Origin of the sequence: Streptomyces niveiscabiei, from assembly GCF_033794345.1 — a bacterium.
In the GTDB taxonomy this organism is placed as follows: domain Bacteria; phylum Actinomycetota; class Actinomycetes; order Streptomycetales; family Streptomycetaceae; genus Streptomyces; species Streptomyces niveiscabiei.
Genome location: NZ_JARAYJ010000018.1, coordinates 115,123 through 129,853 on the forward strand (window position 1 = coordinate 115,123; position 14,731 = coordinate 129,853).

The 14,731-nt window shown below is 72.5% G+C and carries 9 protein-coding genes; 2 read left to right on the forward strand and 7 right to left on the reverse strand.

All coding sequences use genetic code 11. The features are described 5' to 3' along the window. Positions 1-10: 10 nt before the first annotated feature. Positions 11-1,585, reverse strand: coding sequence for a glutamine-hydrolyzing GMP synthase (gene guaA / locus PV682_RS24455; protein WP_319733315.1), 1,575 nt, complete (start codon positions 1,583-1,585; stop codon positions 11-13). A 279-nt stretch (positions 1,586-1,864) separates the two neighbouring features. On the opposite strand from guaA, the gene PV682_RS24460 reads away from it, so the two are divergent. After that, complete coding sequence (locus PV682_RS24460) at positions 1,865-2,146, forward strand: chorismate mutase (RefSeq protein ID WP_055725304.1); 282 nt, start codon at positions 1,865-1,867, stop codon at positions 2,144-2,146. Between the two features lie 603 nt (positions 2,147-2,749). Here the strand turns inward: PV682_RS24460 and PV682_RS24465 are convergent. Continuing rightward, complete coding sequence (locus tag PV682_RS24465; RefSeq protein WP_319733318.1) at positions 2,750-3,904, reverse strand: hypothetical protein; 1,155 nt, start codon at positions 3,902-3,904, stop codon at positions 2,750-2,752. A 240-nt stretch (positions 3,905-4,144) separates the two neighbouring features. Here PV682_RS24465 and PV682_RS24470 point away from each other — a divergent pair, with 240 nt between their 5' ends. Continuing rightward, positions 4,145-5,170: an LAETG motif-containing sortase-dependent surface protein gene (locus PV682_RS24470; protein ID WP_319733320.1), complete on the forward strand. Its 1,026-nt coding sequence runs from the start codon at positions 4,145-4,147 to the stop codon at positions 5,168-5,170. Positions 5,171-5,228: 58 nt separating this feature from the next. Here PV682_RS24470 and PV682_RS24475 read toward each other — a convergent pair whose 3' ends face one another. The 5 genes from PV682_RS24475 to PV682_RS24495 all read right to left on the reverse strand — a co-directional run bounded on the left by PV682_RS24475 (position 5,229) and on the right by PV682_RS24495 (position 14,577). Next, positions 5,229-7,019 carry a GMC family oxidoreductase gene (locus tag PV682_RS24475; RefSeq protein WP_319733322.1) on the reverse strand — a complete coding sequence of 597 codons (1,791 nt, stop codon included), beginning with the start codon at positions 7,017-7,019 and terminating at the stop codon, positions 5,229-5,231. Between the two features lie 8 nt (positions 7,020-7,027). Then, on the reverse strand, positions 7,028-8,647 hold the full coding sequence (locus tag PV682_RS24480) for a succinic semialdehyde dehydrogenase (RefSeq protein WP_319733324.1): 1,620 nt from the start codon (positions 8,645-8,647) through the stop codon (positions 7,028-7,030). 177 nt (positions 8,648-8,824) lie between these two features. After that, positions 8,825-9,820 carry a serine/threonine-protein kinase gene (locus PV682_RS24485; protein ID WP_319733326.1) on the reverse strand — a complete coding sequence of 332 codons (996 nt, stop codon included), beginning with the start codon at positions 9,818-9,820 and terminating at the stop codon, positions 8,825-8,827. A gap of 143 nt (positions 9,821-9,963) precedes the next feature. After that, positions 9,964-11,799, reverse strand: a complete 1,836-nt coding sequence (locus PV682_RS24490; RefSeq protein ID WP_319733328.1) for a serine/threonine-protein kinase — start codon at positions 11,797-11,799, stop codon at positions 9,964-9,966. A gap of 144 nt (positions 11,800-11,943) precedes the next feature. Next, positions 11,944-14,577 carry a protein kinase gene (locus PV682_RS24495; protein ID WP_319733330.1) on the reverse strand — a complete coding sequence of 878 codons (2,634 nt, stop codon included), beginning with the start codon at positions 14,575-14,577 and terminating at the stop codon, positions 11,944-11,946. Between the last annotated feature and the right edge of the window lie 154 nt (positions 14,578-14,731).

Consider the following 14,731-nt stretch of genomic DNA (forward strand, 5'->3'; position numbering starts at 1 on the left):
GCCCCAGGGGTTACTCCCACTCGATCGTGCCCGGCGGCTTCGAAGTAACGTCCAGCACCACCCGGTTGACGTCCCGCACCTCGTTCGTGATCCGCGTCGAGATGCGCGCCAGGACGTCGTACGGGAGCCGCGACCAGTCGGCGGTCATCGCGTCCTCGGAGGAGACCGGGCGCAGGACGATGGGGTGGCCGTAGGTGCGGCCGTCGCCCTGGACGCCGACCGAGCGGACGTCCGCGAGGAGGACCACCGGGCACTGCCAGATCTCGCGGTCGAGGCCGGCCGCCGTCAGCTCCTCACGGGCGATGGCGTCGGCCTCGCGCAGCAGGTCGAGGCGCTCCTTGGTGACCTCGCCGACGATGCGGATGCCGAGGCCGGGGCCGGGGAAGGGCTGGCGCTGGACGATCTCCTCGGGGAGGCCGAGCTCCTGGCCGACCATGCGGACCTCGTCCTTGAACAGCTTGCGCAGCGGCTCGATGAGCTGGAACTCCAGGTCCTCGGGGAGGCCGCCGACGTTGTGGTGCGACTTGATGTTGGCGGTGCCGGTGCCGCCGCCGGACTCGACGACGTCCGGGTAGAGCGTGCCCTGCACGAGGAACTCGACCGCCGGGCCCGCGTCCGCGATGATCTCGGCCTGCGCCTGCTCGAAGACGCGGATGAACTCGCGCCCGATGATCTTCCGCTTCTCCTCGGGGTCGGAGACCCCGGCGAGCGCGGTGAGGAACCGCTCCTCTGCGTCGACGACGACCAGCTTGACGCCGGTCGCGGCCACGAAGTCCTTCTCGACCTGCTCGGTCTCGCCCTTGCGCATCAGGCCGTGGTCGACGTACACGCAGGTCAGCTGGTCCCCGATGGCCCGCGCGACGAGGGCTGCGGCGACGGCCGAGTCGACGCCGCCGGAGAGCCCGCAGATGGCGCGCTTGTCGCCGACCTGCTCGCGGATCGCCGCGACCTGCTCCTCGATGACATTGCCAGTGGTCCAGTCCGGCTTGAGCCCGGCGCCCCGGTACAGGAAGTGCTCCAGGACCTGCTGGCCGTGCGTGGAGTGCATGACCTCGGGGTGGTACTGGACGCCGTACAGCCGCTTCTCGTCGTTCTCGAAGGCGGCGACGGGGACGACGTCGGTGGACGCGGTGACCGCGAAGCCCTCGGGCGCCGCCGAGCAGGCGTCGCCGTGGGACATCCACACGGCCTGCTCGGCCGGGGTGCCCTCGAAGAGGGTGGACGACACCTTGGAGACGTGCAGGTCGGTACGGCCGTACTCGCGCGCGCCCGTGTTGTCGACGGTGCCGCCGAGGGCCTGCGCCATCAGCTGGAAGCCGTAGCACATGCCGAAGACGGGGACGCCGGCCTCGAAGAGCGCGCTGTCGATGCGGGGGGCACCCTCCTCGTACACGGACGAGGGGCCGCCGGAGAGGATGATCGCCGCCGGGTTCTTCGCGAGCATCTCCGCGGCCGGCATGGTGCTCGGCACGATCTCGCTGTAGACCCGCGCCTCGCGGACCCTACGGGCGATGAGCTGGGCGTACTGCGCGCCGAAGTCGACGACCAGGACGGTGTCGGGGGCGGCTGGGGTCGCTGATGACACGGGGGCCTTCCGGCGGAGGGGCGGGGTGCGTGGGGCCGATTCTACCGGGGCCGCCGGAGGGGGGCCGGTGGGGAGGGAGGCCATGGCATACTGACCTCATGCTCACGCCCACGACGTTCTTTACCTATGGCACCCGGCCCGCCGGCTGCCATGGTCGTGCTTGCGCGTAGAGCCGAGCGACTTCCCAGGCGCCCCGGGCCGACAAGGCCCGGGGCGCCTGTCGTTTCTCCTCCGGGACCTGCTCGATCCGGGGCTCACCGAATCCCAAGGAGCCCCCGCATGACCTCCCTCGACCTCACCGGCGCGAAGACCTCCGACGCCGCAGACGTGATCACCGGCGCCCGCGAGCGCATCGACGCCCTCGACGACCGCATCATCGGCCTCATCCAGGAGCGCGCCGCCGTCTCCGCCGTCATCCAGGACGCGCGCATCACCTCCGGCGGGCGGCGCGTGAACCTCTCCCGCGAGATGGAGGTCATCGGCCACTACAGCGCGGCGCTGGGCAAGCCGGGTACGACGCTGGCGATGACGTTGCTGGAGCTGTGCCGGGGCCGGATCTGAGCCACCGGCCGCGCCTCGCAGATGAGTTCGGGCCCTCCCTCATCCGTACGGCGCGTGACCGATCCCGGGCGTCCGTCGTTGGTACCGGTGTCCGTGCCAGCCAGGCGCGGGCCCGGAAGAACCACGCGTGGCTCGTCGGAGCGATGAGACGTACGGATCGTGCCGTGCGTCGTGGGACCTCGCTCCAGCGAGATGACCGGACGGCAGGGGACAGCGGCCCGGTCATCCCAGAGAAACGGTCGGCCCCGGGGACGCTCGGGGCCGACCGGCGGAAACTGCAAAAATCTATGAGGTCCGGGTCAAACGGTTGCGGCGACCGCGTTCATCCAGCACGATGCGTACAGCTTCACGTCCCCCCACGAACCCCCGCCCGCCGTGCACGGCGCGGCGGAGACGCCGGAACGCCCACTGCCAGAGGTCCAGACCACTGGCGTTCGGCAGGTGACGGGCCGGCCCACGCACCATCCACAGCGGCGCACCCCCCGGCGCCGCTCCCGGGAGGCACCGGCGCTGCCCTGACGCCGGTGCTGACGAAAGAAGGGCCCCGCGGCTCCGTCCCGCGGGGCCCTTCGCTCTTGCCGGCCGCTCCAAGGTCGGATGCGGTCAGATGCGGGAGACCGTTCCGCACGGCTCCTCGACGCCCGGCGTCCCCGTGTCCATCCCCTTGCTGCGGTCGTACGGGTCCGACTCCGGCCCGGAGGGCGACGGCCCGGACGAGCGGTCGCCGACGAACTCCGGGTGGAACCAGCCGTCGTACACGTCGCACGTGGAGTTGGCGCTCTCCATCTGGTTCACGGAGAGGAAGACCGTCCCCGGGGTCACCTGGTAGCGCGCGGGGTCGGAGAGCTTGACCTCCAGGAGGCGGCGGACGACCGTGCGGGTCGCCTCGGCGTCACCGTCACCGGCGGGCGTGCTCGCGCGGACCACGGGATAGACGAAGGTGTAGTCGGCGCGGACGACGACCGAACCGTTCTTGTCCCCGGTGAAGGTCATCCGCCCGCGCGTCTTCACGACGTTCCCGGCGATCCTGACCTCGGCGGGGTCGAACCGGCTGAACAGCAGCAGCGGATCGTCCTCCTTGTCCGGCTTGCGCAGGGCCGCGCCGAACAGCTTGTGGACGTCCTTCTGGAGCGGGTCGATCAGCTTCGGCGCCGCGTCCGGGCGCTCGCCCCGCAGCGTCGCCGGGTCGAGGTTGGTGTCGATCAGCAGGGTCCGCGTCTTCGTCAGCACGTCCTGGACCTGCGCTTTCGTGAACCCCTTCACCGCCGTCGCCGGGGGCGGGACGATGCCGGCGGCGCCGTCGGCCCACTGGAGCGCCGGGGAGCCCGCGAAGGGGCGGGCCTGCGTGGGGGCGTCCGGGTCGACGGCTCCGGGGGCGGCGCTGGGGGCGGCCGTCTCGGGCGGGAGGGGGGTCGCCGCGACGTCGGTGCCGTCCGAGCCCGTACCGAACGGGTCGCCCGGGATGACCGACGGCTTCATCGCGACGAAGGCCAGCGCGGCGGCGACGGGGACGCCGACGAACGTCCACAGGCGGCGTCGCTTGCGCGCCCGCGCCTCGGTGTCCTGCCAGGCGGGGCCGGTGCGCCAGCCCTCGGGGAGTTCGCCCCGGGCCTCCTGCTCGCGCAGGCGCGCGGTCACCATGCGGGCGCGCGCGGACGGTTCCTTCGGTACGTCGTCCGAACGCTTCGCCGTATCCTCCACGGTCTCGCGCAGGAACTTGTCCCAGTCGTCGTCGGATATCTCGGGCACGGTGGCCATCCCCCTCGGTCCTCACGCAGGCTTCTGCGGCAGCAGAGCGTAGAGCGCGATGCGGCCCACATCGAAACCACGTGATGTGGAACACATAAGAATTGCGTGAGAAACCGTGCAACCTTTCCCGCTGCTCGCGGATCAAACCTCCCGTAACACGGGCCACACCCGCGCCCCCAACGCGGAAGGTCTCCCGCCGACACGGCACGCCACCCGGGCGCGCCGTGCCTGACAACCCGAGGTCTTCTCATGAAGCTCCGCCGTGCCATAGCCGTGGCCGCCGCGACCGCCGCACTGTCCCCGCTGGCCCTGATGTCCGCGCCGTCCGCGTTCGCGGAGGACGGCACGTCCGCGTCCCCGTCGCCGTCGGTCTCGGCCTCCGAGTCGGCGCCCGAGGAGGTGCCGGCGTCCCCGGCGGCCGGTGACACGACCGGTGACGACAAGGGCGACACCGGCAAGGGCAGCGCGTCGCCGAGCACCTCGCCGTCGAGCTCGCCGAGCGGCAGCGCGTCCGGTACGCCGACCGGCACGCCGTCCGCGAGCACGTCGGTCAGCTCCTCGCCGTCGGCCCCGGCGGAGGTCGACTACTGCGAGACCATGTCCGAGGAGGACGAGATCCAGCTCAGCGAGAGCCTGAGCACCGGTCTGTCCAACCTGCCGGAGAAGATCGTCGCGGGCAGCGGCTGGCACAACTTCACCTTCGACGTCGCCAACGACGGCAAGGACACGATCAAGGACATCAAGCCGTTCATCCTGGTCGGCGCGGAGTCCGAGGACGCCGAGGAGGACTACTCCGACGGCCTCACCCTCCAGGTCTTCCAGCCGTCCTCGGGCAAGTGGATCACGCTGGAGGACGGCTTCGGCGACGCGACGACCTTCAGCCCGCTGACGCTCGGCGCGGGCAAGTCCACGTCGTACAAGCTGCGGATCGCCGTCGACGGCAAGGTGCCCGACTCCATCGGCTTCGCCATCGGTCTCGCGACGTACTCGGACGCCAAGAGCTGCTGGGTCGGCAACGACCCGAACGGCGCGATCTACGAGGTCCAGATCCTCGCCGCCGGTTCGAAGCCCGGCAAGCCGGGCAACGCCAAGCCCCAGACGGGCGGCGCCAAGCCGGTCAACCTGAACGACGTCGAGGTCACCGGAAGCCTCGCGGAGACCGGTTCGTCCTCCGCGCTCCCGATGATCGGCCTCGTCGGCGGCGCGGCCGTCGTCGCCGGTGCGGGCGCGATCTTCATCGTCCGCCGCCGCAAGACGGACGGCAGCCACGCGTAATACCTGAGGACGACGGAGGGACCTGCGCTCGGAGGGGGGCGCAGGTCCCTTCGTGCTGTCAGTCCCCCTTGGGGGGTACGACCGGCATCCCGAGGAACGGCAGCCTCAGCGCCCCGAACGCCTCTTCCGGCACCGCAGGCGACTTCGGCTCGACGGCGGCGAGCCGCTCGTACGCCTCCCCCTGCGCGGGCCGCGTGTCGGGCTCGCCCTTGTTCGGCCAGTACGCCATGGCCCGTTCGGCCTGCGCGGTGATCGTCAGGGAGGGGTTCACGCCGAGGTTCGCGGAGACGGCGGCCCCGTCGACGACGGAGATCCCGGGGTGGCCGTACAGCCGGTGGTAGGGGTCGATGACGCCGCTCTCCCGGGAGTCCCCGATGGGGCACCCGCCGAGGAAGTGCGCGGTGAGCGGAGTGCCCATCAGCTCACCGACGTTGGACCCGGCGAACCCGTTGATGTCGGCGGCGATGGCGGACGCGGCTTCCGAAGCGGCCCTGATCTGCTGGGGGTTGGGCGCGCCGTGTCCCTGACGGGCCGTCAGCAGCCCCTTGCCCACACCGGACGGCTTCAGGTAGGTCGTGAGCGAGTTGTCCAGCGACTGCATGACGAGCCCGATGATGGTCCGCTCGGACCACTTCCGGTTCGACAGGGACCGCAGCAGCAGCATCGGGTGCCGGGCGATGTGCGCGAGCCAGCCGGCGACCCTCGACGACCCTTCCGCGTAAGGGACTTGGACGATCGACAGGCCGCCCATCGCGTTGGACCCCTTGCCGTACCGCACGGGTTCGATGTGCGTGCTGGCGTCGGGGTGCACGGACGAGGTGATGGCGACCCCGCGCGTGAAGTCGGGGCTTCGCCCGGTGGCCTTCCGGTAGCGCCGCTCGTCGGTCTGCGCCCCCACGAGCGCCTCGGAGTTGGTCCGGGTCAGCTCCCCCAACCGCTCGGACAGGTACGGGAGTTGCCCGCCCGCCTTCATCCGGTGCAGCAGCGTCTGCGTGCCGTAGGTGCCGGCCGCGAGGACGACGTGGCGGGCGGTGAGGATCCGCCCCTTGCCCTTGCGCCGGTTGTCGGTGGGCAGCGTGGCGACCGCGTACCCGCCGCGCGAGTCGTCGGTGACGGAGACGACGGTGGTCATCGCGTGCACCGTCGCTCCGGCCTTCTCGGCGAGGTACAGGTAGTTCTCGTTGAGGGTGTTCTTCGCGCCGTGCCGGCAGCCGGTCATGCACTCCCCGCACTCGGTGCAGGCCCGCCGCTTGGGCCCGGCCCCGCCGAAGTACGGGTCGGCAACTTCCTCACCGGGCTTGGCTGTCGGCCCCTGCCCGTCCGCGTCCTCGCCGTCCCCGAAGTAGACGCCGACCGGCGCCATGTGGAAGGTGTCACCGACGCCCATGCGCTGCGCGGCGGCCTTGAGATGGACGTCGGAGGGGGTGACGGTCGGGTTGAGCCGCACGCCGAGCATCCGCCGGGCCTGGTCGTAGTACGGCGTCAACTCCTGTTCCCAGTCGGTTATCTCCTTCCACTGGGGGTCCTCGAAGAACGCCTTGGGCGGCACGTAGAGGGTGTTGGCGTAGTTGAGGGACCCGCCGCCGACCCCGGCGCCGGCCAACACCATGACGTTGCCCAGGAGATGGATGCGCTGGATGCCGTAGAAGCCGAGCCGGGGTGCCCAGAGGTAGTTCCTCAGGTCCCAGGAGTTCCTGGGCAGCAGCTCGCGGCCGAACCGGCGCCCGGCCTCCAGCACGCCCACCCGGTAACCCTTTTCGGTGAGGCGCAGCGCGGTCACGGACCCGCCGAAGCCGGAGCCGACGACCAACACGTCGTAGTCGTAGGCGACTTGGGACTGCTCTGACACGCTGCCTCCTACCGGAACCGGAAAGCCTTCATCGCCCGAAGGCTGCGGCTCATGAACCGCGCGTACTTCTCGTCGTCCATGCCGAGCGAGGGCGCCATCGGCAGCAGCCGCTGGTGCGCGACCGTCTGCGCCTCGGTGTACTTGAGGATCCCCTCGGACCCGTGCCGCCTGCCGAGCCCGGAGTCCTTCATGCCGCCCATCGGCGACTGGACACTCCCGTACGCGGACGCGTATCCCTCGTTGACGTTGACGGTCCCGGTCCGCAGCCGCGCGGCGACGGCCCGCCCACGCCGCCCGTCCTTCGTCCACACGGACGAATTGAGGCCGTACGACGTCGAGTTGGCGAGCGCGATGGCCTGGTCCTCGTCCGTGAACCGGTAGATCGCGACGACCGGCCCGAACGTCTCCTCCCCGCACACCGCCATCGGCGCCTCGACGCCTTCGAGGATGGTCGGCTCGTAGAAGTAGGGCCCGATGTCGGGCCGGGCCACGCCGCCCGTGACGACGGTGGCGCCCTTGGCGACGGCCTCCGCCACGTGCCGCGTCACGGTGTCGAGCTGCCGCTGTCCCACCAGCGAGCCCATCTCGGCACCGTAGGCGAGGGAGTTGCCGAGCCGCATGGCCCGTGTGCGGGCGGCGAACCGGTCGAGGAAGACGTCGGCGATCGACTCGTGGACGTACAACCGCTCGATGGACACGCAGAGTTGGCCGGCGGAGGAGAAGCAGGCCCGGACGGCGCCGGCGGCGGCCTTCTCGATGTCCGCGTCCTTCAGCACCAGCATGGCGTTCTTGCCGCCGAGTTCGAGCGACACCCCGACCAGCCGGGCGGCGGCGCCCTGCGCGACCTCGCGGCCGACGCGGGTGGAGCCGGTGAAGGAGACGTAGTCGGCGTGCCGGACCAGCTCGGGGCCGATGACCGGGCCGTCGCCGAGCACGACCTGGAACACCTCGGCGGGGAGGCCCGCCTCGATCAGCAGGTCGCGCGCCCACAGCGCGGTGAGGCAGGTCTCCGTGTCGGGCTTCATGACGACGGCGTTGCCCGCGACGAACGCCGGGATCGCGTCGCCGACGGACAGTTCGAGGGGGTAGTTCCAGGGGGCTATCTGCCCGACCACCCCTCGGGGATGACGCAGTTCGGTGACCTTGGTGAGACTGGGGATGGCTCCCGTGTGCCCCTTGGCCCTCAGGTACGACGGTCCCCTGCGGCCGTAGTGCCGGGCGGCGACCGCGACGGCCTGGACCTCCTCGTGCGCGTGCAGCCTCGCCTTGCCGGTCTCCAGCTGGACCAGGTCGAGGACCTCCGCCTGGCGCTCCAGGAGCAGGTCGTGGAAGCGCAGCAGCACCGCCGCCCGCTCCCTGACCGGCGTCCGCGCCCAGACGTCCTGCGCGGCGCGGGCCCGCTCGAAGGCGAGCGCCACGTCCTCGGGCGTCGACTCGGGCAGGTCGGCGAGCTTCTCCCCGGTGAACGGCGTGTGGTTGGCGGTGCGCCCCGAGCCCACGACACCCTTCGTGAGCTGGGCGACCAGTTCGGGGGTGACCACGTCCGCCGCGGTGCGCACCCCGGCCGGGGCCGGGGCGACGGGGTTCGTGCCGTGCGGGGCGCTGCTGGGAGCCTGCGAGTCCGTCATGACGCGCAGGGTATGCCGCCGCCACGCCTTTGGGTACCCGTCGGTAACGCGGATTCACCGCACCCGCACACCGTGCCAGCGTTCACTGGCGAGGAAGCCGCTGATCAGGGGGTTCACCGAGCCGCTGGGACAGGCGCCGCCGGATCGCCGCCGGGCTCCTGCCGGATCGCCGCCGGGTCACCCGAAGAAGAGGCTGAGCGGAAAGGGCCGCCGCCGCGCCGGCTCCTGGTCGTCGTACCCGCCCTGGTCCTCAGGTACGACGACCCGCTCCCGCTCCCGCGGCGCCTCCCTCTCAGGTACGACGCCCCGAGCACGCCCCTCACCCGCCTCACCCTCAGGTACGACACCACCCCCGGAGACCGCCCGCAACACCTCCTCCACCTCACCGGCCCCCATCCGCTCCCCCGGCTCCTTCACCAGCAACCCCGAGAGCACCACCCCCAGTTCACCGGCCCGCACCGGCTCGGGCACCTCCCCGGCGAGCACCGCCGCGAGCGTCTCCTCGGCGGTGCCCCGCCGAAACGGCGACACCCCCTCGACAGCGGCGTACAGCAACACCCCCAGCGACCACAGATCCGACTCGGCCCCGGCATGCCCCCCGGCGGCCCGCTCCGGCGCCGCGAACTCCAACTCCCGTACGGTGCCCCCCTCTTCGTACCCATGGGCGATCCCGAAGTCGGTCACCACGACCCGCCCGTCCGCCCCGAGCAGCACATGCTCGGGCCGTACGTCCCGGTGCACGATCCCCACCGCGTGCGCGGCCCGCAGAGCCCCCAGCACGACACCCCCGACCCGGGCCGCCTCCACGTACCCCAGAGGCCCGAGCTCCAGCGCCTCCGCGAGCGACTCCCCCTCGACCAACTCCATGACCACCCAGGGAAGTTGATCCTCCCCCTCGACCACCACGTCCTGGATCACGACAGCACCGGGATGCTCCACGCGAGCAGCGGCGCGAGCCTCCTGGTACAGCCGATGCGCGGCCCGCCGGAACTCCTCGCTCCCCGGCTCCCCCGGCACCCGAGGCGCCTTGACGGCAACCTCCCGCCCGGCCTGCACGTCCCAGGCCCGCCACACGACTCCCGCCCCCTCACCCCCCGTCTCCCCGAGAAGGCGGTACCGCCCGCCCACTATCCGCCCGTCACCGTCGTCCCCAGCACCCCGGTCGTCACTCATGCCCCATGACTACCGTGCGAGCCCCCGGATTATCAACGCGAGCCGGACCCGAGCCCGAGCCCGAGCCCGAAGACAACCAGACGAACCACCAGAAGCCCCCCGGGAAAGCACCGGCGGACACCGGAAGCCGGACGCGCCCGCCCTCAGCCCGCCGACCGATCCGCTTCCCGCCAGCTCTTCAGCACGGACGTGAACTGCTTCGCGGCGGTGGCCCAGTCCTCCACCGGCGACGACATGTAGATCGCGTACTCGGTCCCGTCATGCGCGACGTACGTCTCCTCGACCGCCCGCCGAGGCCCGGGAAACTTCGTGTCCTTGGCGAGCGCCGTCCACGTGTACTCCCACTCGGACCCCTTGCGGTCCCGGTACAGGTTCTCCTCCAGCTTGACCCGCCGGTAGTCGACGAGCCGCTTGAGCTGCTTCTCCAGATCGATCTGGTGGGCGTGCGGATCGGCGTAGTCGGGCGAGACGTCCATGGCGATCCGGACGAAGTGCTCGCCGCCGTCCGGCGTGTAGTCGATCTGCTTGAGGTCCCCGTCGTCCTGGAAGACCTCCCGCTTCCACCCCTTCGGCAGCGACAGCCCGAACCCGAGCGGATCGTCCACCTCCACCCAGGAGTCGGGCACGGTCCCCTCGACGGCGGACGGACCGGGCGAGGGATCGCCGGCGGCCAAGTCCCCGCGCTGCCGCCCCTCGTCCCACCGCTGGAACGCCACGGCGGTCCCGCCACCGACCAGCGCGGCGAGCACGACGACGAGCGCGAGCGTCCGCAGCCGCCGCCGCTTCGGCGCCGCCTGCCCGGCACCGGCTCCGGTCACGACCCCGACGGAGTGCACCTCACCACTGCTGTACGGCGGCACCCCGGCCCCGGCGTGTCCCCCGGACCCGAACCCGTCGCCACCGGCCGCGAACCCGGCACCGTCACTCCCGCCGACAGCCCCGAACCCGGTCCCGTTGCTTCCACCAGGAGCCCCGAACCCGGCCCCGTTGCTCCCCCCACCGACCGTCCCACCCGCAGCCCCACCAACCCCACCGGCCCCATACACCCCGTTGGACCCACTCCCGAACCCGGCACCCGACCCCGAGTCGAACCCCTGCCCGGACGTCCCGTACCCGCCGCCGCCCTCGTACCGCGTGGGCACGTACGCCTGAGCCCCCTGCGCCCGCCGCCCCTCGGCGGCCTCCGCCAGCATCTCCTCGGCCTCGGCCATCCCGGGCCGCGTCGCGGGGTCCTTGCGCAGCAGCGCGGTGATGACCGGCCCGAGCACCCCCGCGTGCCGCGGATCGGCGGCCTCTTCCTGGACGACGGCCTGCATCGTGGTCAGCGGGGAGGTACGCCGGAAGGGCGAGCGCCCCTCGACGGCGGTGTACAGCGTCGCGCCGAGCGCCCACAGGTCGGAGGAGGGCCCGGGGTCGTTGCCGCGTACCCGCTCGGGCGCGAGGTAGTCGACGGACCCGACGACCTCCCCCGTACGGGTGATCGTCGTGTCGCCCTCGATCTGCGCGATGCCGAAGTCGGTGAGGAGCACCCGCCCGTCCTCGGAGAGGAGAACGTTGCCAGGCTTCACGTCCCGGTGCAGCACGCCCGCGGAGTGCGCCGCGCGCAGCGCCCGCAGCACCCACATCCCGATCCGCGCGGCCTCGGCGGGCTCGACCCGCCCGTCCGCCTTGACGGCGTCGGCGAGGGAGCGGCCCTCGACGAGTTCCATCACGATCCAGGGCCGGCCGTCGTGTTCGAGGACGTCGTGGACGGTGACGACGGCGGAGTGGTTGATCCGCGCCGCCGCGCGCGCCTCGGCCCGGGTGCGGGCGAGCAGCACGGCCTTGTCGGCCTCCGCGACGTAGAGCGCGGCGGTCAGCTCCTTGATCGCGACGGCCCGGTGCAGCAGCTCGTCGTGCGCACGCCACACACGGCCCATGCCGCCGCTCCCGATGGAGTCGACGAGCCGGTAGCGGCCCGCGAGGAGCAGGCCCTGCATCTGATTCACGTTGCCCCGCAATGCTCTTGACAGGCTCAGCGTAAAGACCGGCCGACGTCCGTGGAACCAAAGCGGGCCCATGGAGACACCACTGTGACGGTTGTCGCTTCGGACCCGTTCCGGGAACCGGCCCGCCCGCCGCCCTCAGCCGGTGTACCGGTAGCTCTCCGCGGCCTGTTCGTACAGCCGCGTCACCTCGTCCCGCTCCGCCTCCGGCCCCCGGACCTGGACGACGTGGTACCGCCCGGCGATGAGGATGGCCCGGTTGCGCACGAACAGTTCCTGCCCGCCGTCGCTCGTCCAGGTGAACTGCCCCTCGGCCATCTTCTGCTGCCCGACCTGGATGTTCCTGAGCCCCGACGCGGTCGCCCAGCTGGAGCGCCGGTAGGACTCCAGCTCGCTCTCCCGGTCCCGCTGGTAGGCCATCGGATCGCTCCCGTTGGCCGCCGCGGTGTCCCTGCCGGGTACGACGATCAGCTCGAACTCCCCGTGCGAGTAGACGACCTGCCCGCGCCCGTTCTTCGGCGACCGCTCCCAGCCGTTGGCGACGGCGACCCGGAACCCGGCGTCGTCCGCGCGCAGCGTGAACCCGTCCGCCACGTCGGACCCGGCCTGCGTCGACGTGCCCGCCGTCGTCTCCTCGCCGCCCGGCGCCGACTGGTCGGGCCGGGGTTCGCTGCTGGCGGGCGGCGGCGAGGCGGTCGCCCCGGCGACCTCGGTGGCACCGGCCGAGGAACCTGGGCTGTTCGCGGCCCCCTCCTCGCCGGCCTTCGGCATGAAGAGCACCGCGTACGCGATCGCCCCCGCCAGCAGGAGCAGGACGATCACCAGCAGCGTCCGCCCCAGGCTGCGCGGCGACCGCTCCGCGCTACGCAGCGAGCGCTCATGGCCGCGCGGCGCGCGTTCCGGCTCGACGCGCCCCCGCTTGTGCCGGGCGTGCGCGCCTCCCGCCGCGGCCTTCGCCCTGGCCTTGCGCCGGCGCACCAGCTCGCCCTTGCGGCGGATGATCGGCAGCCGTCGCGGGTCGGCGGGCGGCGCGGTGACGACGTACGCCCCGGCCTCCGCCTCGGGCGCCGACCGCACCAGCGACCGCAGCCAGCCGCGCAGCTCCTCGAAGTCCGGCCGCTCGGTCGGGTCCTGGCGCAGCAGGGACTCCACGACCGGCCTGAGCGGCCCGCACTCCTCGGCGAACGCCGGGGGCTCACCGCACACCATCTGGACGAGTTCGGCCGTCGACTCCTCCGGGTAGGGCGCGTGTCCCTGGACCGACCTGAAGAGCAGCGCGCCGAGCGCCCACAGGTCGGTGGCGGGGCCGATGGGCGCGGCCAGCTGCCAGTTCTCGTGGACCGGCCCGGCCTGCTCGGGGGCCCAGCGCTCGGTGACGGGTCCCACGACCGCCATCCGTGCCTGGCGGGCACGCTCGGCGGCGAGGGCGGTGGTCGGGGTGGACGCCGGGTTCTGCTGCGGGACGGTGTGGCCGGGACGGGCGGTGTCTGCCTGCTCAACGGCCGGGGGCGGCAGCGGGGTTCCCGCCGCGAGGTCACTCCATCGAGTGGGAGTCACGGGCGCCTGGGTTGACTCGCCGAGTGAGGGCCGGGGGTCGCGTATGCCGTAAGGGCTGACGACATCCGGCGTCTCCCGGACGCCATGGGCACCGGCGCCGTAGGGACCAGCGAGTCCCTGTGCCCCGCGCACCCCGTACGGATCGGCGATCTGCCCGTGCGGGTCCTCTCCCCGCGCGCCCGGCAGCGCGGTGCGCCCGTTCTCCGGTGCCCGCCCGCTCTCCAGGGCGTTCCCGTTCTGCTGGGCCTTCCCGTTCTGCTGGGCCTCCTGGACCCGGGCCGCCGCTCGCGCGCCCGCGCGGTACGCGGCGATGGCTCCGGCGCGCGCGGCGCGGATGTCCCCGCCGGTCTCCGGGGCCGCGGTGCGCGGGGCGATCTCACCGGCCGGGCCCGCCGCCGTACCGGTCCCGGCCGCGCCGCTACCGGCCGTCCCGTTTCCGAACGTGCCGTTGCCGAACGTGCCGTTGCTCATCGTGCCGTCGCCGGTCGCGCCGCCGGGTGGCCGGCCCGCGGCCCGTGCCTCGATCGCGGCCCGCCGCGCGGCCTCGGGGTCCACGCCGCCGGCCCCGAGGGGCGGCACGGAGACGGTCCTGGGCAGTGGCCCGTCCTCGGCGGGCACCGGGTCGTTGCCGCACAGCGCCTCCTCGGCCGCGCCGACCGCGAGGCCGGTGAGGACGATCCGCCCGTCGTCGCACACGAGGACGGTCCGCGCCGTGATGTTGCGGTGCACCCACCCGTGCGCGTGCAGCACCCGCAGCGCCATCAGCACGTCGGAGGCGACCTCGGCGGCCCGGTACGGCGTGAGCGGCTTCTGCGCGAGCAGCTCGGCGAGCGGGCGCGCGCCCACGAGTTCGCTCACTATCCACAGCGAGCCGCCCTCGGCGAACACATCGAAGACCTGGTCGAGCCGGGGATGGTCGGGAATGCGCGCGGCGGCCTGCGCGGCTTCGAGGGCGCGGCGTACGACGGGGTCGGCGGGCCTGCGGGTGCTCGCGCCGGCGCCGTACCCGCGCTCGCGCGCGGTGAACCCCTCCGGCAGCCCCTCCGCGTCGAGGACCTCAGCCTCGACGACCTCGGGCAGCGGCACCTGCCGGACGAGGACCTCCTGGCCGCTGTACGTGTCGAAGGCGCGGGTCTCGCTGAGTTCGTACGCCTCGGACGGCGGCAGCGGCAGCCGGTAGCGGTCGGCGAGCACCCGACCCGCGTAGTCGTCCATCGTGCCTCCCCCGGCCGCCCGGTCTGTCAATTCCGTTCGCGTCGCGCTCCGTTGTGCACCCGGACCTGGATGCGTACGGTCCGCGAGCACTCACGATACGTGCCGGAGGCAACCCGCAAAGAGCGGTTGCCATATATCCCGGTCCATCCCCCGT

What these genes read in the sequence shown, in the direction of transcription:
- PV682_RS24460 (WP_055725304.1), top strand. Translation starts at nt 1,865, where the DNA reads ATGACCTCCCTCGACCTCACCGGCGCGAAGACCTCCGACGCCGCAGAC.
- PV682_RS24465 (WP_319733318.1), bottom strand. Translation starts at nt 3,904, where the DNA reads ATGGCCACCGTGCCCGAGATATCCGACGACGACTGGGACAAGTTCCTG.
- PV682_RS24470 (WP_319733320.1), top strand. Translation starts at nt 4,145, where the DNA reads ATGAAGCTCCGCCGTGCCATAGCCGTGGCCGCCGCGACCGCCGCACTG.
- PV682_RS24480 (WP_319733324.1), bottom strand. Translation starts at nt 8,647, where the DNA reads ATGACGGACTCGCAGGCTCCCAGCAGCGCCCCGCACGGCACGAACCCC.
- PV682_RS24485 (WP_319733326.1), bottom strand. Translation starts at nt 9,820, where the DNA reads ATGAGTGACGACCGGGGTGCTGGGGACGACGGTGACGGGCGGATAGTG.
- PV682_RS24490 (WP_319733328.1), bottom strand. Translation starts at nt 11,799, where the DNA reads ATGCAGGGCCTGCTCCTCGCGGGCCGCTACCGGCTCGTCGACTCCATC.
- PV682_RS24495 (WP_319733330.1), bottom strand. Translation starts at nt 14,577, where the DNA reads ATGGACGACTACGCGGGTCGGGTGCTCGCCGACCGCTACCGGCTGCCG.